19 protein-coding genes are annotated in these 24,493 nt (G+C 60.6%); 7 read left to right on the top strand and 12 right to left on the bottom strand.

Annotated elements, in window-relative coordinates:
- Positions 1–93 precede the first annotated feature (93 nt).
- On the top strand, positions 94–402 hold the full coding sequence (relB, locus tag AEQ63_RS27270; protein ID WP_309298210.1) for a type II toxin-antitoxin system RelB family antitoxin: 309 nt from the start codon (positions 94–96) through the stop codon (positions 400–402).
- On the opposite strand, the gene AEQ63_RS14890 is transcribed toward relB, so the two are convergent.
- The gene (locus AEQ63_RS14890) at positions 377–1,276 is read right to left on the bottom strand and encodes a LysR family transcriptional regulator (RefSeq protein ID WP_024012435.1); all 900 of its coding nucleotides are present in this window, start codon (positions 1,274–1,276) and stop codon (positions 377–379) included. The two genes, relB and AEQ63_RS14890, sit on opposite strands and share 26 nt — an antisense overlap.
- Before the next feature lie 160 nt (positions 1,277–1,436).
- Between AEQ63_RS14890 and AEQ63_RS14885 the strand changes: the two genes are divergently transcribed.
- Together AEQ63_RS14885 and AEQ63_RS14880 are read left to right on the top strand one after the other, a co-directional pair.
- Positions 1,437–2,459 carry an alpha/beta hydrolase gene (locus AEQ63_RS14885; protein WP_064363955.1) on the top strand — a complete coding sequence of 341 codons (1,023 nt, stop codon included), beginning with the start codon at positions 1,437–1,439 and terminating at the stop codon, positions 2,457–2,459.
- Positions 2,460–2,567: 108 nt separating this feature from the next.
- Positions 2,568–3,995 carry a mechanosensitive ion channel family protein gene (locus tag AEQ63_RS14880; protein WP_042609478.1) on the top strand — a complete coding sequence of 476 codons (1,428 nt, stop codon included), beginning with the start codon at positions 2,568–2,570 and terminating at the stop codon, positions 3,993–3,995.
- Positions 3,996–4,206: 211 nt separating this feature from the next.
- On the opposite strand, the gene ycaC is transcribed toward AEQ63_RS14880, so the two are convergent.
- The 7 genes from ycaC to AEQ63_RS14845 all read right to left on the bottom strand — a co-directional run bounded on the left by ycaC (position 4,207) and on the right by AEQ63_RS14845 (position 14,499).
- Positions 4,207–4,830 carry an isochorismate family cysteine hydrolase YcaC gene (ycaC, locus tag AEQ63_RS14875; protein WP_016774080.1) on the bottom strand — a complete coding sequence of 208 codons (624 nt, stop codon included), beginning with the start codon at positions 4,828–4,830 and terminating at the stop codon, positions 4,207–4,209.
- Between the two features lie 68 nt (positions 4,831–4,898).
- Complete coding sequence (locus AEQ63_RS14870; RefSeq protein ID WP_064363954.1) at positions 4,899–6,737, bottom strand: amidohydrolase; 1,839 nt, start codon at positions 6,735–6,737, stop codon at positions 4,899–4,901.
- 40 nt (positions 6,738–6,777) lie between these two features.
- Entirely contained in the window at positions 6,778–7,404 is a 627-nt protein-coding gene (locus tag AEQ63_RS14865) for an antibiotic biosynthesis monooxygenase (protein WP_027611590.1), read from the bottom strand.
- Positions 7,397–7,810 carry a DoxX family protein gene (locus tag AEQ63_RS14860; protein ID WP_024012430.1) on the bottom strand — a complete coding sequence of 138 codons (414 nt, stop codon included), beginning with the start codon at positions 7,808–7,810 and terminating at the stop codon, positions 7,397–7,399. The genes AEQ63_RS14865 and AEQ63_RS14860 overlap by 8 nt, the downstream gene beginning before the upstream one ends.
- Before the next feature lie 576 nt (positions 7,811–8,386).
- Positions 8,387–12,424, bottom strand: coding sequence for a hypothetical protein (locus AEQ63_RS14855; RefSeq protein WP_064363953.1), 4,038 nt, complete (start codon positions 12,422–12,424; stop codon positions 8,387–8,389).
- Between the two features lie 113 nt (positions 12,425–12,537).
- On the bottom strand, positions 12,538–13,461 hold the full coding sequence (locus tag AEQ63_RS14850; protein ID WP_042609475.1) for a LysR family transcriptional regulator: 924 nt from the start codon (positions 13,459–13,461) through the stop codon (positions 12,538–12,540).
- 54 nt (positions 13,462–13,515) lie between these two features.
- Entirely contained in the window at positions 13,516–14,499 is a 984-nt protein-coding gene (locus AEQ63_RS14845; RefSeq protein ID WP_064363952.1) for an MBL fold metallo-hydrolase, read from the bottom strand.
- 235 nt (positions 14,500–14,734) lie between these two features.
- Between AEQ63_RS14845 and AEQ63_RS14840 the strand changes: the two genes are divergently transcribed.
- Together AEQ63_RS14840 and AEQ63_RS14835 are read left to right on the top strand one after the other, a co-directional pair.
- Positions 14,735–15,166, top strand: coding sequence for a helix-turn-helix domain-containing protein (locus tag AEQ63_RS14840; protein WP_042609473.1), 432 nt, complete (start codon positions 14,735–14,737; stop codon positions 15,164–15,166).
- Positions 15,167–15,300: 134 nt separating this feature from the next.
- Positions 15,301–18,138 (top strand): ATP-binding protein, encoded by a 2,838-nt coding sequence (locus AEQ63_RS14835; RefSeq protein WP_064363951.1) that lies wholly within the window; start codon positions 15,301–15,303, stop codon positions 18,136–18,138.
- Here the strand turns inward: AEQ63_RS14835 and AEQ63_RS14830 are convergent.
- Positions 18,103–19,575, bottom strand: a complete 1,473-nt coding sequence (locus tag AEQ63_RS14830; protein WP_064363950.1) for an ATP-binding protein — start codon at positions 19,573–19,575, stop codon at positions 18,103–18,105. The two genes, AEQ63_RS14835 and AEQ63_RS14830, sit on opposite strands and share 36 nt — an antisense overlap.
- A 90-nt stretch (positions 19,576–19,665) precedes the next feature.
- Entirely contained in the window at positions 19,666–20,616 is a 951-nt protein-coding gene (locus tag AEQ63_RS14825; protein ID WP_064363949.1) for a GlxA family transcriptional regulator, read from the bottom strand.
- Between the two features lie 219 nt (positions 20,617–20,835).
- On the opposite strand from AEQ63_RS14825, the gene AEQ63_RS14820 reads away from it, so the two are divergent.
- Positions 20,836–21,558, top strand: a complete 723-nt coding sequence (locus AEQ63_RS14820; RefSeq protein ID WP_042609469.1) for a pirin family protein — start codon at positions 20,836–20,838, stop codon at positions 21,556–21,558.
- Between the two features lie 41 nt (positions 21,559–21,599).
- Here AEQ63_RS14820 and AEQ63_RS14815 read toward each other — a convergent pair whose 3' ends face one another.
- Positions 21,600–22,037: a hypothetical protein gene (locus tag AEQ63_RS14815; RefSeq protein WP_042609665.1), complete on the bottom strand. Its 438-nt coding sequence runs from the start codon at positions 22,035–22,037 to the stop codon at positions 21,600–21,602.
- Between the two features lie 247 nt (positions 22,038–22,284).
- Complete coding sequence (locus AEQ63_RS14810; RefSeq protein ID WP_064363948.1) at positions 22,285–23,160, bottom strand: LysR family transcriptional regulator; 876 nt, start codon at positions 23,158–23,160, stop codon at positions 22,285–22,287.
- Between the two features lie 111 nt (positions 23,161–23,271).
- Between AEQ63_RS14810 and AEQ63_RS14805 the strand changes: the two genes are divergently transcribed.
- A complete protein-coding gene (locus AEQ63_RS14805) occupies positions 23,272–24,471 on the top strand; it encodes a YbfB/YjiJ family MFS transporter (RefSeq protein ID WP_064363947.1) in 1,200 nt (399 codons plus the stop codon).
- The last annotated feature ends 22 nt before the right edge of the window (positions 24,472–24,493 follow it).

Below are 24,493 nucleotides of genomic sequence, written 5' to 3'. Positions count from 1 at the left end.
CCAACCGTTTTCCTACATCTTCCGTCGGTTGGCCGTCGGAAGCGCTCAATCTAGGATTTGTCGAACTACAGATACTCACGGAGCTCGACCAAGATGCAGTTCATCCAGACAACGACGACAGCAATCCCTGTATCGAATAGCCTGCCAGGCATTGATCCTGGAGGCACTATCGAGAGCAAGATCTTCGCGGTTGATTCTGGATTTGAAATCGAAGGCCAGGCTGTAGGACATGATCGCTGGTTGCGAGCCAAGGTGCAGGCGTCCAGAGATGATCCCCATCCGAGCCTCCCCCATGAGGACGTGATGGCGGACATGCATGCCTTGATCGAATCCATTCGCTCAATCGAAAAGCGCCAGTTCCCTGAGAGTCCCACTATCAAAGATTCACATGACTCTGGTTAAGCCGCTCGCGCAAAAACTCCACCAGCGCCTGCACCGGCCGCGAAGCCTGGCGATGCTGCGGATAAACCGCCGACAAGGTCAGTGGCTCCGGGCGTAGATCATCCAGCACCGGCACCAGCCGCCCGTCCTTCAGCGCCGCGCCGACGATGAAGGTCGGTAGATAAGTAATCCCCATCCCCTGCACCGCCGCGTCCCGCAGCAGTTCGCCGTTGTTCACCCGCATGCGCCCGGTGACGTTGATCAGCAGCGGTTTGCCCGGTGCTTCGTTGAAGCGCCATTGCACCGAGCGCCCGTGGCCGTAAGGCAGGCAGTCGTGGCTGTGCAGGTCTTCGGGTTTGAGTGGTGTGCCGCGTTCGGCAAGGTACGCGGGGCTGGCGCAGTACACCCGTTCGATGCTGGCAATGCGCCGGGCGATCAGTGTCGAGTCTTCCAGCACGCCGATGCGCAGGGCCAGGTCGTAGCCCTCGCCGAGCAAGTCGACCGGGCGATCGCTCAAGTCGACTTCGACGGTGACCTCGCGGTACCGCTGCAAGAACAACGGCAACAGACAACCCAGATGCGCCACGGCAAACGACAGCGGCGCGCTCAGGCGGATCGTGCCGCGCGGCTCGGCGGTTTCGCCGGCGATGCCCTGCTCGACCTGCTCCACCTCACCCAGCAGGCGCAGCGCCGATTCGTAATAGCTCTGCCCCAGCGGCGTGACGTCGAGGCGGCGGGTCGAGCGATTCAACAAGCGCACCCCGAGGCGCTCTTCCAGTTGCATCAGACGGCGGCTGACGAACTGCTTGGACAGGCCCAGCTGATCAGCCGCGGCGGTGAAGCTGCCGGAGTCCATGACCTGGCAAAAAATACGCATGTCTTCGAACGGGTTCATTGTCACTCTCTGGTGGACAGTTAAACGCTTTATAGCCGCTTTTTCGCTTTTCAGCAGCCCATTAATCTGTGCTCACGGTGTTGCTGAGGCCGCAAACCCAGTGCCACAGCAGCCCGAAACTCAGGCAAACAATCAAAATTATTCAAAAGGATTTCCACCTATGAACATCGTCAAGAAAACCCTCGCCGCCTCCCTCCTCGCCCTGTCGGTCAGCAGCGCTTTTGCCGCTGGCAGTCCTGGCGTCGAACACAACACTCAGGCATTCCTCGACGCCCTCGCCGCTGGCGGTGGTCGCCCGCTGGAACAGCTGAGCCCAAAGGACGCCCGTGCAGTCCTGACCGGTGCGCAGGCTTCGGTGAAGGTTGATCTGTCCGGTGTGGAAGTCAGCGACAGAGCTATCAAGGTCGACGGCCAGACCATCAACCTGAAAGTGGTGCGCCCGGCCAAGGTCAAAGGCGAGTTGCCGGTGTTCATGTTCTTCCACGGTGGCGGCTGGGTGCTGGGTGACTTCCCGACGCACCAGCGTTTGATCCGTGATCTGGTGGTCGGCTCCGGCGCTGTGGCGGTGTATGTCGATTACACGCCGTCGCCGGAAGCGCAGTACCCGACCGCGATCAACCAGGCATACGCCGCGACGAAATGGGTGGCCGAACACGGCAAGGACATCGGTGTCGATGGCAAGCGTCTGGCGGTGGCCGGCAACAGCGTCGGCGGCAACATGGCGGCGGTCGTGGCGTTGATGGCCAAGGAACAGAAAGCCCCGGCGCTGCGCTTCCAACTGCTGATGTGGCCGGTGACCAACGCGCAATTCGACGACGGCTCGTACCAGCAATTTGCCGAGGGTCACTTCCTCACCAAGGGCATGATGCAGTGGTTCTGGGACAACTACACCACCAACCCGGCCGAGCGTGCGCAGATCCACGCCTCGCCGCTCAACGCCAGCGCCGAACAGCTCAAGGGCCTGCCCGCTGCGCTGGTGCAGACCGCCGAGTTCGACGTGCTGCGTGACGAAGGCGAAGGCTACGCGCGGCATCTGGATGCGGCTGGCGTGCCGGTGACCTCGGTGCGTTACAACGGAATGATTCATGACTTTGGCCTGCTCAATCCGCTGAGCCAGATTCCTGAAGTCAAAGCGGCGGTGCGTCAGGCTGCTGCCGAACTGAAAACTCATTTGCAGCCTTAACCGCAAAAGATCGCAGCCTTCGGCGGCACCTACCCTGGAATACGATTCCCGGTAGGGGCTGCCGCAGGCTGCGATGTTTTTTCTCACTAGCGTCGCGGAGTACCGGTCATGACTCTTTTCTACGCCCACCTGCTGTCCTGGAGTGCCGTCCTGTTGCTGCTCGACGCGGCACTCTGGCATTTCTCGCCCTTCACCCATCGCGCGCCGCGAGTCGGTGTGCGTCTGGCGCTGTTTCTGGCATTCAGCGCGCTGGTGATCAATGCCGGTGTCAGCCCGTTGCAGGCTCCGATATTCGCTGATGATCGCGTGGCACAACTGGGAGCGACGGCGCTGGGGATTCTCTGGTGGCTGTACGCAGCACGGGTGCTGACCGAAGTGATTGGCCTGGCGCTGATGCGCCGCATCGGTCACAGCGGTCGCTTGCTGCAAGACGTCATCGGTGCGCTGGTGTTTCTGGTCGCCATTGTTGCGGCGGCCGGCTACGTGCTGGAGCTGCCGGTCAAGGGCCTGCTGGCCACCTCCGGGGTGGTCGCCATCGTTGTCGGTCTGGCCCTGCAGAGCACTCTCGCCGATGTGTTTTCCGGCATCGTCCTCAACACCACCAAGCCCTATCAGGTGGACGATCTGGTGATGATCGACGGCGTCGAAGGCAAGGTCTTCGATATCGACTGGCGCGCCACGCACCTGCTGACCAGCGCCGGCACCATGGCGGTGGTACCGAACTCGGTGGCGGCCAAGGCGAAGATCGTCAACCTCAGTCGGCCGAGCAACATGCACGGCGTGTCGATCAGCATCCAGGTGCCCAACCACATTCGTCCGCGACGGGTGCTCGACGCCCTTGATCGCACCTTGCAGGGCAGCAGTTCGCTGTTGCTCAGCCCAGCGCCGAAAGCCGTGCTCAAAGAGGCTGGCGAAACCATGTCCGAGTACGTCGCCAGCGGTTTCATTGCCGAGCTGGGCAAGAAAAGCGAAGTGCGCAATCAGCTGTTCGACCTCGCCCACCGCCATCTCGAAGCGGCGGGCATTTCGCGCCATCCCGACGGCGTAATCGAACCGTCGAGCCGTGCTCGTGCGTTGCTGGATGAAGTGAAGATTTTCCGTTCGCTGAGCAGTGAAGAACGCGATCGCCTCGCTGAGTCGATGGTTGCGCAACAGTACACGGCGGGTCAGGTGGTGCTGGATCTGGACGAAGTGCCGGACAGCCTGTTCGTGATTGCCACGGGCGTGGTCAGCGCGACGGTGCCGGACGGCAATGGTCAGACCGAGGCCGGACGCATGGGGCCGAGCGAAGTCATGGGTGAGCAGAGCATCCTCGCCGATACGCCGTCGCAGGCGACGTTCACGGCGCTGACGTCGAGCATCATCTATCGCCTCGACAAGCAGTTGACCCGTGAGTGCATGGACAAGCGCAGCGAAGTCGGCCGGGCCTTGAACAAGTTGCAGGCGGTACGTCAGCAGAACAGTCGCCTCGCGTTGATGGCCAAACCGGTGGCGGTGAAAAAAGGCGGGTTCTTGGGTTGGTTGCAGAAGCGCTGATTCGAGGGCTTGAAAATCAAAAGCTTACCCCCCTCACCCCAGCCCTCTCCCCCCAAGGGGGGCGAGGGGGAAAGGGAGCCGATCTCCATGCGTTTCAAGAGCGGAGCTCGGCTCGGTATTGCAGGTCGATGCAACTCTAGCAAACAACGCCGTCAGTCCCCTCTCCCTCCGGGAGAGGGCCAGGGTGAGGGGCTTTTGACGTTCGACCAAATTACTTGGCGGTGAACTTGGTGTAGCTGTTGATCAGGTTGCGATAGTTAGGCAGACGCTCGGACAGCAGGTGCGCCAGGCCTTCCATGTCGTTGCGCCAGTCGCCCTGCAGCTCGCAAGCCACAGCGAACCAGTTCATCAGGTGGGCACCGGCGGCGGACATCCGCGCCCACGCCGCTTGTTGCACGGTGGTATTGAAGGTACCCGACGAATCGGTCACGACGAACACTTCGAAGCCTTCAGCAATCGCCGACAGGGTCGGGAAAGCCACGCAGACGTCGGTCACTACACCAGCGATGATCAGTTGCTTGCGGCCGGTGGCCTTGATCGCTTTGACGAAGTCTTCGTTGTCCCAGGCGTTGATCTGGCCTGGACGCTGGATGAATGGTGCGTCGGGGAATTGCTCGAGCAGCTCAGGCACGATCGGGCCGTTCGGACCTGCGTCGAAGCTGGTGGTCAGAATGGTCGGCAGCTTGAAGAACTTGGCGATGTCGCCCAGTGCCAGCACGTTGTTCTTGAACTCGTTCGGCGAGAAATCCTGCACCAGCGAGATCAGACCGGTCTGGTGATCGACCAGCAGGACGACGGCATCATCTTTGTTCAGACGCTTGTAAGGAACGCTCATGGCAAAACTCCTGGATGGATGGTTGTTGCGTGAAGCGCCGGCCCTGATGACCGGCGCTTTTTTCGAACTCAGAACGCGAAGCAGGAACAGCCGAACGCGCCCCAGAAACCGGCGAAGTCGCTGACGGGTGCATTCGACATCCGCGCTTTTTCATGGCTGTGGGTGTGCACGGCGCACGGCCCGCTGCACTGGTGAACCTGCGCCTGGAGTGGCGAGTTCGGGCGCCAGTGGCCCGGAACCTTGACCACCGGCGACCAGTCCGGCAGCACCGGAATCGAACGCGGGCCAAGGTCTTCGAAGTCGCCGGCGGCGTAGACAATCTTGCCGCCGACCACGGTCATCACCGACTCGATCCACTTGATCGCTTCTTCTTCGACGCTGAAGAAGTCCGCGCTCAGCGCCGCCAGGTCAGCCAGTTGACCGACGCGGATCTGGCCCTTCTTGCCCTGCTCCGAAGAGAACCAGGCGCTGCCGTGGGTGAACAGTTCCAGCGCGGTGCTGCGTGGCAGACCTTCTTCGTACAGGGCCAGACCGCCAACAGTGCGGCCGCTGACCATCCAGTACAGCGAGGTCCACGGGTTGTAGCTCGATACGCGCGTGGCGTCGGTGCCGGCGCCGACCGGCACGCCTTCAGCGAGCATGCGCTTGATCGGTGGCGTGGCTTCGGCAGCTTGCTTGCCGTAGCGATCGACGAAGTATTCGCCCTGGAACGCCATGCGATCCTGAATCGCGATGCCGCCGCCCAGCGCCTTCACGCGCTCGATGTTTTGCGGGGTGATGGTTTCGGCGTGGTCGAAAAACCACGGCAGACCATTGAACGGAATGTCGCGATTGACCTTCTCGAACACGTCGAGCATGCGGCTGATCGATTCGTTGTACGTGGCGTGCAGACGGAACGGCCAGCGCTGCTCGACCAAGTGGCGCACCACCGGCTCCAGCTCCTGCTCCATGGTCTGTGGCAGGTCCGGGCGCGGTTCGAGGAAGTCTTCGAAGTCAGCGGCGGAGAACACCAGCATCTCGCCAGCGCCGTTGTGGCGCAGGTAGTCGTCGCCCTGATGCAATTTGACGCTGCCGGTCCAGTTCTGGAAGTCGGTCAGCTCTTCTTTCGGCTTCTGGGTGAACAGGTTGTAGGCGATGCGTACGGTCAACTGGTCGTCTTTGGCCAGTTGCTCGATCACTTGGTAATCGTCCGGATAGTTCTGGAAACCACCGCCGGCGTCGATCGCACTGGTCAGGCCGAGACGATTGAGTTCGCGCATGAACTGGCGGGTCGAGTTGACCTGATATTCCAGCGGCAGCTTCGGCCCCTTGGCCAGTGTCGAGTAGAGAATCATCGCGTTCGGCCGCGCAACCAGCATGCCGGTCGGGTTGCCGTTGCTGTCACGGACGATCTCGCCACCTGGCGGGTTCGGCGTGTCGCGGGTGTAACCGGCCACGCGCAGAGCGGCGCGGTTGAGCAGCGCACGGTCGTAGAGGTGCAGGATGAACACCGGGGTATCCGGCGCCGCCTGGTTGATTTCTTCCAGGGTCGGCATGCGTTTTTCGGCGAACTGGAATTCGTTCCAGCCACCGACCACGCGCACCCACTGCGGGGTCGGTGTGCGATCGGCCTGATCCTTGAGCATGCGCAGCGCGTCGGCCAGCGACGGCACGCCTTCCCAGCGCAGTTCGAGGTTGTAATTCAAACCGCCGCGAATCAGGTGCAAGTGCGAGTCGTTGAGGCCAGGAATGACGCAGCGGCCTTTCATGTCGACCACTTGCGTGGCGCTGCCCTTGAGGGCCATGGCCGCGGCATCGTTACCGACGGCAACGAAGCGGCCGTCCTTGATTGCCACGGCGCTGGCCAGTGGTTTTTCCCGGTCTACGGTATGAAATTGGCCATTGAATAAAATCAGATCGGCGCTCATCGCAGTTCCTCAAGCAAAAGTGAAAAGAAGCAAACCCCGCTCAACGCGGCGAGGTTTCTTGGGAATCGAGGTGTTCATGGGCCTGGCTGGCTTCCAGCCACGGGGTGAACAAACGGGTGACCGGCGGCATTACCACGTACACCACCGAGAGGACGATGGTCAGGGTGATCAGGAACGTGGCGACCACGTAGTTGGACAGAAGCGGATGCAGCGCCAGCAGCGGCCCCCAGATCAGCGGCACCAGCAAGGTGTGCGGCAGAATCACCAGCAGCGAAACCACGGCCTGCTTCCAGCGCGGCGGCGGCGAAGCAGCATCGGCCAAGGGGGAGAACCAGAACTCGTTGACCGGGGCGACTTCAGTCTGATCACCGTCGGCCAGCATCGGCGCAGCTTCGGCGACCAGCGCCTGACGCTCGGAGGATTCCAGCCAACCCTGCATGGCCTCGGTGGAGCTGAAGCGCAGCACGCACGTGTAAAAATCCAGACGCCCGCGCTTGCCGCGCACCACGTCCACACCCAGATGCCCTTCGCGCTGCCCGGCAACGCGCACGATGTTGCGCAGCCATGCTTCATACGCCGACTCGAAACCGGCCTTGACCGAGTGTTTGATGATCAACGTGACAGTCTCATCGGCCCCCGGTGCTTGTTGATTAAGGACTTCAGGCATAACGCAGCACTCCGGGCAAACGAACAGGAATCGCCAGCCGTCCAGGCCCGGCGATCAATACAGTGGTGAAAAGAATCAACAGCAACCAGCCGAACTGCCCTTCAGCCACACTCCATTGCGGATGCACGACCAGCAACGCCACCAGCAGCACAAAGAGAATAGGCAAGCAGGCCAATCGCGCCAGCACGCCGGCGACGATCAGTAGGGGGCAGAGGACTTCGGCGAAGATCGCCAGGATCAGGGTCAGGTGGGCGCCGAGGTGGAACGGATCTTCGATCAGTTGCAGTTGCGCGGTGAAGTCCAGCAGCTTGGGCAAGCCGTGCACCCACAACAGAAACAACCCGCCGCTGACCCGCAGGAACAGCAACCCGATGTCGCGTGCCTGTTCATCCCTCGTAGCAATCATGACCCGACCCTTTGAATGTCATTGAGGGAATGATGCCAAGGCCGGGGCGGGAGAAATTGGATGGGTGTGCTTAGTTGCTTTCCATGCCCAGATCGTCTGCCGCCAACGACAAACAAAGGTGGGAGCGAGCCTGCTCGCGAAGGCGTCAGGTCAGTCAAAAAATACTTTGAATGACGCACCGCTTTCGCGAGCAGGCTCGCTCCCACAGGGATTGGCGGCATGCACTCAATTTGCAGACTGCCACAAAACATTGTGGGAGCGAGCCTGCTCGCGAATACGTCGGGTCAGTCAAAAAATACTTTGAATGACGCACTGCTTCACTTGAGTCGCGCTAACCCCGAGGACCTGCCAATACGTGTCCTTTACACACAATCACGGTAGGCCATGCCGTCATAAGGTTTGATTCTGACAGTCACGCCTTTGGCCGGAATGTTTGCAGGATCGAGTACATCGTTCTCCTCTTCGTCTACTGACGGTTTGAGCGGGAGGTTTGTTGTTTTGTGCATGGTGAGACCTCACACGGCGCTCGGTCGAGCGCCGTGTTCCCGGGTTGAAGCAAGGCTCAAGGGCAAGCGTTCATCGCTCGGTGTTCAGCTCGGCCCAGCGACTGGCCAGAAGTGCCCGGCCTCTGGAGGTCGGTGTAGCGTGATAAGACACCTTGCCCCTCAGCCGCTCCTGTACGGCGCTGCTGTCCCCGCCGCCATCGGCATGTCCCCAGGTCACGACGCGGCCGTCAGCGGTGAGCGCAGTAAATCCATGAGTGTTGTCGTATAGCGCTTGTACCTGAGTCAGCTCGGTGACGACCGTCGAGGTGTCGCCACCTACGGTCGCATCCCCCCAGGCGACCACTGTGCCGTTCTTGCGCAACGCGGCGAAAGCCATGGAGGAACCACACACCTGAACAATGTCATCGAGCGCCGCGATTTCGGCAGGCACCAGACCACCCTCCGCGGGAGTGCCCCATGCCACTACATGACCGTTGCCTCGGCGCGCTGCGAATGCGCGCCAGGTGGAACTGACCTCGACAATGTCCGTGAGCCCGCCAATCAGCGCGTCGATCGTCCCGCCATACGCGGCCGTTCCCCACGCCACCACCTGCCCGGTGGCACGCCTTGCAGCGAAGGCCTGCGCATTGGCGCAGCTCAATTCGATGATGTCGGTCAGAGACGCAATTTCAGCCGGCACAACGCCGCCATAGGTGGCGTCGCCCCAGCCGACAAGTCGCCCATTGCCACGATGCGCGGCAAAGGCACCATAGCTGCCGATCAGATTGTCGATATCGGTCAAGCCTGCAATTTCACCGGGAACCACCCCACCATTTGCCGCCAAGCCCCAAGCCACAACATTCCCGGCGGATCGTTTTGCTGCAAAAGCCTGACCCGCCGCCACCACTCGTACAATATCAGTCAGCGCGCTGATCTCTATGGGAATACTACCTCCATCGTCAGGTGTGCCCCAGGCAACCACCTGCCCGGTCGTCTTCAACCCGGTGAACGCAGTCGCATTACCGATGACTTCGACAAAACCCAGCGGATCTATACCGCTCATGCTTCCGCCCTCGGCGGCGGTTCCCCAGGCGACAACTGCACTATTGGCGCGGCGAGCCGCATAAGCGCTGCGCGTGCAGCTCACCTCAACGATGTCATCCATGGTGATAATGGTCGGAGGAATATCGGCGCCGTAAGCAGCGTTGCCCCAACCGGCGACATCCCCGACATCCCGGTGAGCGACGAAGGCAGCGAAACCAGTGACCGTGGTGTCGATCCCGTTGCCAATGATATTCGCCGAGTTGAGCGTGACCAGATCATCGGCAGTGCGCACCTGCAGCAGCTGCTGCGGTGCGGTGTCGCGCCAGATGGCAGCGGTCATCCACTCTGTGTCCGAAGCGTACTTCCACTGCGCTTGCAGCGGCTGCCCCGTGGTGGCGTTGAATGCGCTCAGCACACGCGTGGCACTGGACGCGCGATAAGTACTGCGGTTATAGCGCGCCCCCATGATCTTCAGGGTACCGCTGCCAATAACCCGGCGAACATCGTAAACCGTCGGCGTCGACGGGCCATCGGTCCCTCCCGCCTTGCGCTTGACCTCATAACTCAACGCGATGCTGTCATCGAGGTTGGCGCTGATGACCGTGTGGGCCACCTTGATCACGCTGAGTTCTTTGTCGGCCTCTGCTGCCAGAACCGTGTGGGTGTAGGGAGTGGTGGTTTTACCGACCACGGTCACGGTAATTTCATCGTCGGTCTTCAATTGCGCGGTGGCCGGGATCACCACCGTTGCGCCGTTGGGGTAGACATCGTCCGGGTTCAACTGATCCTTCTGCGCCCCCGTGGCTTCCCTGAAGGTGGCAACCGGTAGCCGGATCTCTTGCGCTTGCACGTTGAAGTCATAAGGTTTGCCGTCGGCCTCGCCGCCGTCAAACAACTCGACCCGATAATCGATAGTCACTTTTTTGTTCAAGCTGGCCTGCACAACGGACAGGTCAACAGTGAACTCGATCGGCTTGCCCTTGTTGTTGCCACTGACCGCTTTGTCATCGGTGTGATTGACCACTCCATCCGATGATGTCCAGGTCATATAGAAGTGATCGCCGGCATTCTCGGGATCATTGGCCGGTATCTCGACTGTCGCTCCGTCTGGAGTATTGGCCGGATCGAGTATGTCATCGGCCGCCTGCACAACGCGGGCCGGATCCAGCAATTGCGTGGACTCGCCGACGGAGAACACGAGGGGGTTGGAATAACTGATCGTGTCAGTTTCTTTGCGCCAGATTTCGTAACTGGCCGTGATCGTGGCACCGCGATTGGGCTCGATATGCTCGGCCACAAACTTGTCGCTGAGCCGGAATGGCACGTCGCTGTTCTCGTTGAGCGCAGTAATGTCGATGGAGTCGCCGGTCTTGCCTGATTGTTCCCCATCCCATTTGTAAGTCACCTTATCGCCGCGTTTCGTCGGTGTGACGATGGGTTTGGGAACAGTCAGCTGACCAACGCCGTTGGGTAAATCAGCAGGCTCCAGTGAGCCATTGCTTTCTCCGAGCACGATCGGTTTAACCAACTCGAATTTTGGCTCGCCCACGCTCAGCGTTGCCGCGGGACGTGACACACGCCTGACAATGGCGCCGTTCCCATCCACACTCAGATGGACATATGACAACACCAGTGTTCCGCCCTCAATGGACTTCAAGTGCAAGCCTTCGACAGTGAGGAAAAAACCGATCGGGTCGGCGATTTCCTCCCGGCTCGGTATATACCTTTCGAATTCCGGGACATAGACGCTGCCTTCCGAACGTTTACCGAACCACACCAGTTCAAACGCATCGCCATAGTTGAACAGCGAATCAGAGCGAATCAGAACCCGGGTATATGCCAGGTCAGGTTCAATGGCACCCTGGTTTTCATCCTCAGCAACAGGGGCATCCAGGCGCGTGGCCTCACCGTTGACTTGCACGAACTGACCTTTGGATTGCAGATCGGAAGTTCCTTCACGCTTGACCTCATAAGAAAAAATCACCTGGGTTCCGACAAGCCTGCGCAGATCGGCATTTTCGAAATCGAATTCATAGGTGTGGGGAAGATTGTCGACCTCCTGCCTGGGCGCAGTGAACGTGACGGTTTGACTGTCCACTGTGGTACCGCTGACTTTTACTTCAATCCAGTCCTGATGTTTGAATTCGCTCGAAGTTGCCCAGACCTGAACAACGACGTTTTTATCACCCAACCGGTCAAGGTCCAGGACATTGTTGAGCGCATCCTTGGCAATAGGGGCAACCAGCCGATTGGTGTTGAGCGAAACCCTGATCCGGGTTTCTCTACACCAGTCCTCCGAATAATTGTGGACGATATCCCGCACGCGAAAGCTCACGGCCAGGCCCACCTCATCGGTATCACCTGCCTTTTCTATAACTGCCCGCTTGACGTAAACAGTGATCGGATTCTTCACCGGATCACTGATTTGCTCCGCCGTCACCGGGTCGGACAAGATCAGCATGCCCCCCCAACTGAGCTCAGCTTGATCGCCCACGGCAATACCAGGATAGGGTTCGCCGCTACCGGATGCGTTTCGAATGACGATAGGCAAACCTACTGTCGGATCCGGATCATCCGGATCCTCCTTCGGCGGAGCGTTCTCGCTGTCAACTCCACCAGAGACGAACTCCGGCGGGATGAACATGTATAGATTGGAATGCCCCGGCCCCTCCTCCGTATCCTGTCCGCCGGGAATTTCCAGCTTGACGAATATTTTCAATGGCGGCGCATACGTCTCGGCGGGATCCAGGCCTAAACGCTTTACCCAATAGTCGATTTCATGGGATCCCGAAGCAAGATGCCGTGGAGCAACGAACAGGGTCGCACGCTGATCAGATTCTGATTGATCACGAATGATGTACCGATCCACCTCGACAGAGCCTTTCCTGAGCACCACCAGGTCGCCTTTATTCTTGGTCGTCCATGGGCTGAGGTAGACCTGCAATCCATCGTCCGGATAGACCCCTTGCGCCGCGGCCCGATTGATCCCCCACTCTCCCGAGGGAAGGATGGGAAGCATGCGACCGGTGATATCCGGCTCAGGAAGTGCCAGCGTTGCGACGTGTTTCTTGAGTTTCAAAAGCATGACAAAACACTCCTGCCGAGGGATTAGGCGACGGAGTGATTAACAGCCAGAAACAGTAAATCGTCACCTGTCACATCTGACAGGTGCAGAGCAGTTTCCGACGAACGGAGGGCTCAAGGTGACGGTATGTCCAGCGGTGCCGCCATGAACTGGCTGATGCGCGAGCGTAGCCACTTCTCCGCCGGGTCGTTGTCGTGCACCCCGCTCCACGCCATCGACAACTGCGCGGCATCAATCGGGAATGGCGGATCTTCGGCACGCAGGGCGCAGCCTTCGACCAGTGCACAGGCCGCGTAATCCGGCACGGTGGCGATCATCTCGGTACCGGCGAGCAAGGCACGCAAGCCACTGAATTGCGGCACACCGAGAACCACCCGGCGGCAGCGGCCGATCTTCGCCAGATCGAGGTCGATATTGCCGCTCAGGTCACCCGAGAACGACACCATCGCGTGCGGACGCTCGCAATATTCGTCCAGCGTCAGCGGCCCCGGACGATCATCGCCGCGCAGCACTTTGCAGGGGATGTCGCGCAGCTTCTTGCGCTTGGCGTTGGCGGGCAGATCCGTGGTGTAGCTGACACCCACGGAGATTTCCCCCGAAGCCAACAACGCCGGCATCAACAGATAGTTGGCGCGGCGCACCACCACGACGATTCCCGGCGCCTCCTGCTGGAGCTGGCGCAACAGCGGTGGAAACAGACCGAACTCGGCGTCGTCCGACAGACCGATGCGGAACACGTCGCAACTGCTCGCCGGTTCGAATTCCTTGGCGCGGCTGACCGCACCGGAAATCACGTCCATCGCCGGTTGCAGCTCCTTGAGGATCGCCAGCGCCCGCGCCGTCGGCTCCATGCCGCGACCGTTGCGCAGCAGCAACGGGTCGTCGAACAGATCGCGCAAGCGCCCCAGCGCCGCACTGACCGCGGGCTGGCCCATGAACAGTTTTTCGGCAACGCGGGTCAGGTTCTTTTCGAACATCAGCGCTTCGAAAATCACCAGCAGGTTCATGTCGACGCGGCGCAGATCGTTACGGTTCATGGGCGTGGTTTCCTTATCGGTGTCAGACGCTTTTTGCCACTGGCGCTGGGCACTTTACTCGATCAATGGCACTTTCGCCGCGCGTTTGTACGGGCCGTACTCCACCGGTACCCACTGGAAATGTTTGCCCTCGGCGGTGATGTGGCCGATGCCCGGAAACGGCAGATGTGCTGCGGTCACCCAGGTCTTGCTTGCTGCCGCGGCACTGAACACGGCCTGACGACTGCTGATCGCTTGCTGACTGTTGACGTCAAAACCGATCGACACTTCCGGGTGCAAAAACTGCACCGCCAGGTTGTGCACCAGATCGCCCATGAACACGATGCTCTGCTGCTGCGAGGTGAAGCGGTACGTCGTGCTGCCCGGCGTGTGCCCGGCTTCGAGGGTGGCTTCGACCAAGCCTGGCAACGGCGACTGCCCGGGGGCGAAAGTCTTGAAGCGACCGGCTGCAACATAGGGCGCGGTGGAGTCCTGGGCAATTTTGAAAAACTCTTTGGCGCCTGCCGGGGCCTTGGCCAGCGCTGCCGGATCGAGCCAGTAGTCGGCCTCGGCCTTGGCCGCATACACGGTGGCGTTGGCGAACAGCGGTTTTTTCTCTGCATCGACCAGACCACAGACGTGATCGAGGTGCAGGTGCGTCAAGAGAATCGTGTCGACCTGCTCAGGCTTGTAGCCGGCGGCCTGCATGTTGGCCGAAAGCTGCCCGGCGGTGGCGCCGATGCACTGCCCGGCGCCGGTATCCACCAGAATCAGCTGTCTGCCGGTGTTGACCAGGAACGCATTGAACGCCGTCTGCACCCCTGGGGTTTCAATCGAACGGCGGGCGAGGAGCGCGCGAATCTGGCTCTGGCTCATGCCCTGCAACAACTTCGGCGACAAATCGTTGTAACCGTCGAACAGCGCGGTGACTTCGTAATCGCCCACGGCCAGCCGGAAGTAACCCGGCGCTTGAGTGCCCACCTGCGGCGCCTGCGCCATCGCGCCGGACATCGCCAGCATGACCGCCACGGTCGTCGCTGCTTTCACCAAGACTTTCATTGCATTCCCCTTGAACCGGGCCGACGGCGGCCGCGCTTTATCGACATCGTCGCGCAAAGTGCCAGGCGCTGACTTGCAAGGATGTGCTGAGTTCCAGCCCGAGCCATGAAATTAACAACGATTAACTCGTCAGGCTTACGCCCTCACCCAACAATGAAGTCCTCTGCGCAGCGTTGCTTTTTTGACCTGAGGGAATGCGCCGACCGTGCCTTCCCCACCGACACGGACCTAGGCCATGGCTTATCCACAGCAAACCGTCGCCCTCGCCCCTGCCTGCGAACCGCGTAAAAACGCGACTGGCGGACTCAGTCCACAGCGCGAACGCCAGATCAAACAGTTGATTCTCGATCGCTTGGGCGAAAGCCTGGAAGTGGCTGAACTGGCCCGCGCCTGTTCGCTGTCACGCAGTCATTTCTCCCGCGCGTTCAAGTGCAGCACCGGCCTGTCGCCACAGGACTGGATTCGCGCCCAGCGTCTGGCCCGGGCCAAGCTGCTGATCCAGCACACCGACCTCAGCCTGACGCAGATCAGCCTGGAATGCGGGTTCTGCGATCAGGCACACTTCTGCCACATGTTCACCCGCAGCGAGGGGATCAATCCGTTCGCCTGGCGCTGTCGAGTCATGGGCAAACCGAAAAACAACGCAGCGCAGCCTGCGGTGTTTTGACTGCTGCCGTTACGCCACCCGTTGCACTGATGCTCAAACCTGAGGATTATGCCCGGACACCCCGGATCAGACGGCCTGCGCACGCGCCAGGCACTGGTTCGCCCTGTTCGCCGCATTACCGCAGGAGCGCGCTGTTGAGCTTTTCCCCGAATCAGGCCATTGCGTTTGGCCCCTATCGGATTCATCCCGGGCAACGACTGCTGATTGAAGGCCAACAGCCTTTGCGCCTGGGACGGCGGGCGATGGACATCCTCCTGATTTTGCTGGCCCACGCCGGCGAAGTGGTGAGCAAACAGCAACTGATGGCTGGCGTCTGGCCAGACAGTGTCGTTGAAGACATCAACCTGCGCGTGCACATGGCGGCGCTGCGCAAGGCGCTGGGCGACGGGCAGAACGGGCAGCGCTACATCGTCACCGTGGCGCAGCGCGGCTACAGCTTTGTCGCACCGATTGTGCTCGACAGCATCGAACAAAAGCCTGCAATGCCCGTCGCCAGGCACAACCTGCCGCTGCGTCGCACGCGAATGATCGGCCGCCAGCCCGTGGTCGATCATTTGATTGCGCAACTGCCGCGCCGACGCTGCATCACCCTGGTCGGCCCCGGCGGCATTGGCAAGACCACCGTCGCCCTGCGTGTCGCCGAACAATTGATCGGCCAGTATCGCGACGGCATCCGCCTGGTAGATCTGGCGCCCATCGCCGATCCCGCGCTGATCGGCTCGCATCTGGCGACGCTGCTCGATCTGTCTGCGCCTGAAGGCGATGCGCAGGCTTGCCTGGTCGATGGCCTGCGTGAACGGCAGATGCTGCTGGTGATCGACAACTGCGAGCACCTGATCGATGCGGTCGCATCGCTCAGCGAGCAGATTCTGCGTGGCGCGCCCAGGGTGCATATCCTCGCGACCAGCCGCGAGAGCCTGCGTGCCGAGGGCGAGTTCGTGCAGCGTCTGGAATCACTCGAATGCCCGTCCATGTCGACCGCGATGGAGCCGGTCCAGGCGCTGGGCTTTGCTGCGCTGCAATTGTTTGTCGAACGCGCCACGGCGGCGCGGGAAAGCTTTCAACTGAGCCACGCCGAGCTGCCGCAAGCGATCGAGATCTGCCAGCGCCTGGACGGTATTCCGCTGGCACTGGAACTCGCCGCCGCGCAGGTCAGCGAATTGGGCATGGATGGATTGCTCAAACAGTTGCGCGAGGGTTTGCCGCCGCTCTCAGCCAGCCACCACAGCAGCGCCGAGCGCCACCTGACCCTGCACGCAACAATGGACTGGAGTTTCAACCTGCTCAACGTCTGTGAGCAAACCTGTCTGCGCCGTCTGGGCATTTTCCGCGGCAGCTTCACTCTCGCCTCGGCGGCGGCAGTGGTCATCGGCCAACAGATCGATCCCGGCGCAGTATTCAACGCAATCACGCAATTGGTGGCCAAATCCCTGCTTAGCGTCGAAGTGGGCGACGAAGATGTTTTCTACCGCTTGCTCGACACCACCCGCCACTATGCACTGGAAAAACTCGAACAAGCCGATGAGCTCAGTGCAACCCGCCGACGCCACGCCGAGCGTTGCCTGACCTTGATGCAGCAGGCACAAGCGGATTGGGACAACACCCCGACCGTGCTGTGGCTGGAGCGCTATGCCCGGGGTCTGGAAGATTTGCGTGCGGCGCTGGACTGGAGCCTCAATGGGCCGGGACCGGATGAGCTGGGCGTTCAACTGGCAGCCGCTTCGGCGCCGTTGTGGCAGGAACTGTCGCTGCTGCGCGATTACAGCCGCTATGTGCGCCGCGCACTAAGCCTGCTTGAGGAAACGACCGCGCCCTGCCCTCGCCTGCAAATCGCCTTGAAACTGGCGCTCGGCAGCGCCAGCTATCACACCTGGGGCGGTACGCCACAAACCATCCAGGCCTTCATCGATGCCTGCCAATTGGCCGAAGAACAGGGCGATCTGGCTGGTCAGTTGCGTGCGATATCGGGGCACATGGCGGTCAATCTGAGTTGCGGGCATTACCGCATGGCGTTGGCCCAGAGTGAGCAATTCGACCGCATCGGCGTGCACGGCGAGCCACTGCTCTCGCTGAGCACACATCGCTTGCGCGTGCTGGCCCTGCATTATGCCGGCGACCAACCGCAGGCGCGCGCGCATGCCGAGCAAGTGCTGCAACGCATGGCCCACAGCGGCCATCTCAATCGTTTCACTCATGGTTTTGGCGTGCAGTACGACCAGAGCGTAGCCTCGTTGACGGTGCTGGCACGGGTGCTGTGGCTGCAAGGTCTGCCCGAACAGGCATGGCGCGCCGCACGGCAGGCGCTGGACATCGCCGTGCAGATCAACCACGGCACCTCGATCTGCTACACCCTGGCACTGGCCAGTTGCCTGATCGCTCATTACAACGGCGACCGCGAAAGCGCCCGCGCGCTGCTGCAGCTGCTGCTGGAGCAGTCGCAGAAACATTCGGTGTTGCTGTTCAATAATTGGGGCCGGCATTACGCGCAGGTCATTGATCCTGACAATGCCGCGCCCGTGTCAGCGCAAAGCAGCGGGCTGATCCGGGAGGTGATGGTTACGCTGGATGAACGTTTCGTGGATGACGCATTGATTGAGCGAGCGCGCAATGGCGATGCGGGTTGGAGTGCGGCAGAGATATTGCGCGCGCGCGCGGCGGCATTGTTGATGGGCTCAGAGAAGCCCCTTCGCGAGCGGGCTCGCGAATCGGCCCTCTCTCTAACCGCTGAAACCCAAGAAGCCGAACAAACCCTGCAACAAGCCTTGACCATCGCCAGAAGCCAAGGCGCGCTGGCCTGGGAACTGCGCAGCGCCACGGACCTCGCAGAGTTATGGCACCGCCAGTCGCGCTACCGCGATGCCCTGGATCTGCTTAACCCGATCTACCAGCGCTTCACCGAAGGCTACGCCACTCCGGACTTGTGCAAAGTACGCCGGCTACTCGACCGCCTGCGCGACCAGTGCCCGGCCTGACGCATTGCGCGTTCGGCTGAGATAGCGCGCATGGCGATGGTCCAGTTCGAGCTTGTCGTCGCTGCGCTCGAATTGATCACGAGCATAGCGACGCACGGTGTTGAGCATCCAATAGCGGACCGTTGCATGGATCGGTTGCTGGATCAGCAACGATTTGCGTGCCAACCCTTCGATTATCGCGCTCAGCCTGGAACCGGCCAGATCCACGCTGCTGATCACGCTCAGTGCGGCCTCCAGAGTAAAGCCCGTGCTGAACACCGACAGACGCAGCAGCACTTGCTGCTCCATTTCTGTCAGGCATTGATAGCTCCAATCGATAGCAGCAGCCATCGACTGATGGCGCGGTTCCGCGGTGCGCCGGCCTTGGCCAAGCAACTGCAGACCGTTTTCAACCTGGGCCTGTAAGCCGATCAAGCCCAACGCATCGATCTGCGCCGCCGCAAGTTCGATCGCCAGCGGCAGACCGTCCAGTTGACGGCAGATCTCGCGCACGCCTGGCAAATCCTGTTCACGCAAAGTGAAGCCATGCTGCCGCGCCCGCGCGCGATTGACAAACAACTGCACCGCCGGATAGCCCATGGCTTCTTCGACGGTGTTCAATGCCGAGCGCTTGGGAATCGCCAACAGCGGGACGTAATGCACGGTCTCCTGAGCGACGTGCAAGGCTTCGCGGGCGCTGACCAGAATCGACAGGCGGGGCGCAGTATGCAACAGGGTTTCTACCAGAGCCGCGCAGCTGTCGTGCTGGTGGTCGCAGTTATCCAGTATCAACAAGGCGTGCCGGCCGGTCAGGGTGAAAAAGTCCGTGTTCAGGGTGCGCAACAGGTGCTCGAGCAATGGAATGTCATCTTCGACGCCGGCGAGGTCGACCCACCAGGCGCCATCGCGAAAGTACTGCAGCAGCAATTCCGCCACGCGCAATGCCACAGTGGTTTTGCCGACTCCCGGCGCACCGGTAATTGTCATCAATCGGCACACCGGCATTTGTCGAACCAGACTACCGACCAAGGCATCGCGCCCACTGACTGGCGTCAGTCGTGCTGGAAGATTATGCACAGGCGTGAGCGCGGCGACGGGCGTGGGCAGCGCATCACTTGTGTGCCGCTGCACCGGGGCGACAAAACTGTAGCCGCATTGCGCCACGTGAACGATGTAACGCTGCCCGTTGGTGCCGTCGCGCAGTGCGCGCCGCAACGCAGCAATGTGCACCCGAAGATTGATCTCTTCGACGATCGACGTCGGCCACACTTGAGCAATCAATTGCTCTTTGCTGACCACCTCGCCCGCGTTATCTAGCAGCACCTGCAGAATGTCCAGGGCGCGCCCGCCCATGCGCAGCGGCTGCTCTCCTTCAAGGACCAGACGCTGGCGCACATGAAAGGCGTAGGGGCCAAAACGCAGCACCGAACCGTGGTTTGTGTCGTTGTGATTATTCATGCCAGACATCTTGGCACCCTTGCGTGACGATACAACCGCCACAGCCGACACAGTACGGACATCCGGCTGCGCCAGACGGACAGAACCGCTCTAGCTGAACTGTTCCCGGTATTGTAACGGTGTAAGACCGAGCTTTTCGGCGAACAGCGAGCGCATGTGCCGGACACTGCCGAAGCCACTTTTATAGGCAATGGTTTTGAGGGGCAGATCGCTGGTCTCCAACAGGTTTCGCGCGCAGTCAATGCGGGCGTTCTGCAGGAATTCCATCGGCGTCATGTTGACGTCACGAGTAAACAGACGCGCGAAGTGGCGTGCGCTCATGTTCGCCAAACCGGCCATGCGCTCGACGGTGAAAGCTTCTTCCAGGTGTTCAAGCACGTAATTCTGCGCGCGGGTGATGGGCGTCTCTTGCGGAGAGACTGCCGCCATCAAAGGGCTGAACTGCGCTTGTCCGCCTTGGCGCTTCATGACCACCAACAAGCCCTTGGCCACGTCCTGGGCGATTTTCTTGCCGTGATCCCGGGCAACCACCGCCAGTGCCAGGTCGATGCCGGCGGTAACGCCTCCCGAAGTGATGAGGTTACGATCCTCGACGTAGATCTGATCGGTGGTCACCGTGGTTTTCGGAAAGGCCTTGATCAGCCGCTCGGTGTAATTCCAGTGCGTGGTGACGCGATAACCGTCCAGCAGACAGGCATGACCGAGGATGAATGCGCCAGTGCAAATCGAACCATAGCGTTCGGCGCGCGGCACGGCGTTTTTCAACCAGGTGAACAGCTCCGGAAATCTCTGGTTGTAAGCGCCGGGTCCGCCGGGCACCAATAGCAGGTCATAGCGCTCGGCGGCTTGGTCGATGTGCAAATCAGCCTGAACCTGCACGCCATTGGACGCCCTCAGCAACCCGCGCTCCGTGCCTAACGTCGTCAGTTGATAATGCAAATCCGGTTTCAAATAACGGTTGGCGACGGAAAACACTTCCAGCGGCCCGGCCATGTCGAGCATCAGAAAGTCAGGAAACAGCACCATTGCCACGGTTTTCATGGGAGGCATCACACATTTCAGGGGTAAATACGCACGCTGCAACCCGGGCATTATGGCCAACTCAGGCGTAATCAGCGCACACGAATGGGTGAACCATAACGCAAAACTGTCAACCTGAGCCGGACAGTCTTTCAATTTCCATCTACTTATTGCCTTGTCCGGTAACCAGTAACCTTCTCCTCACTCGGACGAATTCACGTCCCGCCAGGAGATTTCATCATGCTGACTCTTCGCAAAGCCTCCGATCGCGGCCTCGCCAATCACGGCTGGTTGAAGTCATTTCACACCTTCTCTTTCGCCAGTTACCGCAACCCGCGTGAACAGGGGTTTTCCGACCTGCTGGTGATCAACGATGACCGGGTCGCCGCCGGCAAAGGTTTTGGCCAGCATCCGCACCGCGACATGGAAATCTTTTCCTATGTGCTCGAAGGCGCGCTGGAACACAAGGACACCCTCGGTACTGGCTCGGTGATCCGCCCCGGCGATGTGCAATTGATGAGTGCTGGCAGTGGCGTGGCGCACAGTGAGTTCAACCACTCAGCCGCCAAGCCCGTACACTTTTTGCAAATATGGATCGTGCCGGATGTCAGTGGCGCCAAACCGCGCTATCAGCAGGAGCACTTCAGCGCGGAGAAAAAACGCGGTCGCCTGCAACTGATCATCTCGCCGGACGGTAACAACGGCTCTCTGAAGGTCCGCCAGGATGCGCGGGTCTATGCCGGGTTATTCGACGGCAAGGAAAGTGCCACGCTGAAATTGCCCGCCAATCGTTACGCCTACGTGCACGTTGCGCGTGGCAGCGTCGAACTCAACGGCCAGTCCCTGCAGGAAGGCGACGGTGTGCGGGTTCGTGAAGAACAGCTGCTTACGTTGAGCAACGGTGTCGATGCCGAAGTGCTGGTGTTCGACCTGCGCCCACAGGAGTTGCCTGAAATGCCATGATTTGGCGCGATGCAGAACGGCCTTCCAATGAAGGCCGTTTTTCATTGCGGCGGCACCGTTGTGGGTCGTGCGACTGGTTGGGGGACGGACACCTCCTTGCCAATCTGAATCGCCGCCAGCGTGGTTTGTATTGTGGTCAACACCGCCGCCTGATTGGCGAAATGCGCGCCTACCAGCAACGAAGCCACGCCGAGGAAATGCACGGTGGTGGCAGCCCAATAGTTGGCCTTTACCGTTGATGCCTGCCTGATCGCTTCCCGCGATTCGTCGGCAATTTTCTGCACGCCCATCCACATCAGGTCATAACGCTTGTCCCGTTCCTGTAGGGCCCTGTCCCGTTCAAGATAGACCTTGTTCTGCTCTGCCTGAGCAGCGAGGAACCCGCGAATGTCGGCGCGCATTTCTGCTACGCGACCGTCCATTCTCGTCTCGATGGTTTCTATCCTGGCATCGAATTCTTCGCGGCTTAAGGTGCTCATGATTTGCCTATCCCGACCTGCGTCCGATTTGTCCCCTGCATATTGATTCACTTCCCTGATTTTCAATTCGACACCTTTGTGTGGCTACCGAGGCCTTCCCTGGCGCTTCGTTTCGATGCAGGCCTGAGGTCTGCATCGAACTGCAGTCACAATAGAATTCATCACTGGCGACGACAAGCCGGCCCATTCTGCCTCGGACGTAGGCTGTTTCGTCAGACGTTGTAGCCTCGGCAAAACCCTGAATCCACTATTGGTTTTCCAGCGCAAAAGCCTCAACGATTTGCTCGATGACCGCACGTACCCGCGCGGTGTGACGGAGGTCGGCGTGGGTGACCAGCCACACTTCATACGGCAACGGCCGGGTCCGCTCCGGCCAGAGTCTGACCAGGCCGTCGCACTCGCCCATGTACACCGGGATCTCCCCTACGCCGAGGCCGGCAGCAAGGGAGCGACGCACCAAAAGGCTGGAACTGAGCGTGGCAACAATGCGCCCTCGGCCTAACGGCTCGGAGACCAGCGTGAGGTCTTTTTTGCTCTGCAAATAAGGCTGATAGACCACCAGATCATGGCCTTCGAAAGCTCTGCCCGGCTGCGGTTCGCCGTTGCGATCAACATAGGCCTGCGCAGCGAAAAGTCCTACAGGCCAACGGGCGATTCGCCGGGCGATGAGATCCGGGTTATCCGGCCGGGTATTGCGCACCGCGATATCCGCCTCGCGCTTGGCCAGACTGAGAATCTGCGTCGACGCATCCAGCTGGATCTGCACATCCGGATGCTGACCATGCAGGCGTGCCATCGCCGGGATGATGAAGTCGATGGCCAGCGAGTCAGTGGTGCTGATCCGTACATTACCGGTCAGCCGGTCATCCAGCCCGTGGATGTGCCGCTCCAGTTCCAGTGCCGAATGCTCCATTTTTTCCACGCTTTTGAGTGCAGCTTCACCTACGGCCGTCAACGCATAGCCGTCAGACGTGCGCAGGAACAGCGTCGCGCTCAAAGACTTTTCCAGCGCGGTGATGCGCCGTCCAACAGTGGCTTGGTCAACGCCCAGAACACGCGCCGCACCGCGCAAAGTCGACTCCCTGCAGACCGCCAGAAATACTCGCGCATCATCCCAATTCATGCCGGCTCTCCTAGAAGCATTTTTGCATCACTCTGCCGCTTAATCGCTGCGTATACGCAGCAACGATAGCCGATAAGCTGAGCGCCATACACCTCTGATGAGATCGCTATCATGCGTACTGCAAACTCTTCCGGCATCTGGCTGCCGATCTTCGCCGGACTTTGCGCCAGTCTGGTCAGCATTGGCCTGGCGCGTTTCGCTTACACGCCACTGATCCCTTCGCTGATTCAGGCGCAGTGGTTTTCGGCCAACGATGTCGTCTACCTCGGCGCGGCCAATCTGGTCGGCTACTTGATCGGCGCCCTGCTCGGGCGGCCCATGGCTCATCGTTTGGGTAATCGCAATGCCTTGCGCTTGATGATGCTGGCGGTCACGGGAGCATTTTTTGCCTGTGCTTATCCGCTGTCGGTGAGCTGGTTCTTCGGCTGGCGTTTGCTGTCCGGCATTGCCGGTGGCGCGATCATGGTGCTGGTGGCGGCAACCGTGCTGCCCCACGTTCCGGCGGCGCGCAGAGGTTTGGCCAGTGGCGCAATCTTCCTTGGCATCGGCCTCGGGATTGCCGGCTCGGGAACCCTCGTGCCGCCGCTGCTGAGCCTCGGCTTGCAGGCCACCTGGCTGGGACTGGGCGCGCTGGCGCTGTTGCTGACCGCGTTGAGCTGGTTCGGCTGGCCTGCGGATACCGCGCATCCTGTGGCTGCGCACGCAACGTCGGCTGATGAGCCGACACCGCCGGGCGTGTACCTGTTGTTCGCTCAATACGCGTTCATGGCGGCCGGCCTCGTGCCCGCCATGGGGTTTCTGGTGGATTATGTGGCTCGCGGACTGGGCGCGGGGGCACATACCGGCGCAATGGTCTGGGTCATGTATGGGCTGGGGGCGATTGTCGGGCCAGTGACTTACGGTTTTCTGGCCGACCAGCTTGGCGCACGCACTGGCATTCGCGTGGTGCTCGTAGTGCAAGCCATTGCCCTCGGTTTGCTGGCCGTCTTTCATTCGTTTCTGGCACTGGCTTTACTGGCGGTGATTCTCGGCTCGTTCCCGCCGGGCATTGTGCCGCTGGCCTTGGCCCGGGTGCATGAACTGGTGCCATCCCATCACCGCCAGCAGATTGCCTGGAGCCGCGCCACCGTGTCGTTCGCCACCTTTCAGGCGCTGGCCGGGTTTGCCTACTCCGCACTGTTCAACGCTTCGGGTGGGCAGCACACGCTGCTGTTTGTGATCGCAGCAGGCGCAATAGCAGTGGCTCTGCTGCTGGAGCAAGCCATGCGCTGGCTGCCCGCTGCGACTGAAACCCGTTGCGCGGCGAACTGAAGGGAATCATTGCCCACTGCCG

Source organism: Pseudomonas sp. RIT-PI-o (genome assembly GCF_001297215.1).
Lineage (GTDB): Bacteria > Pseudomonadota > Gammaproteobacteria > Pseudomonadales > Pseudomonadaceae > Aquipseudomonas > Aquipseudomonas moraviensis_A.
Note: the sequence above shows the minus strand (reverse complement) of the source record. Positions and strands in the feature narration are given on the sequence as shown.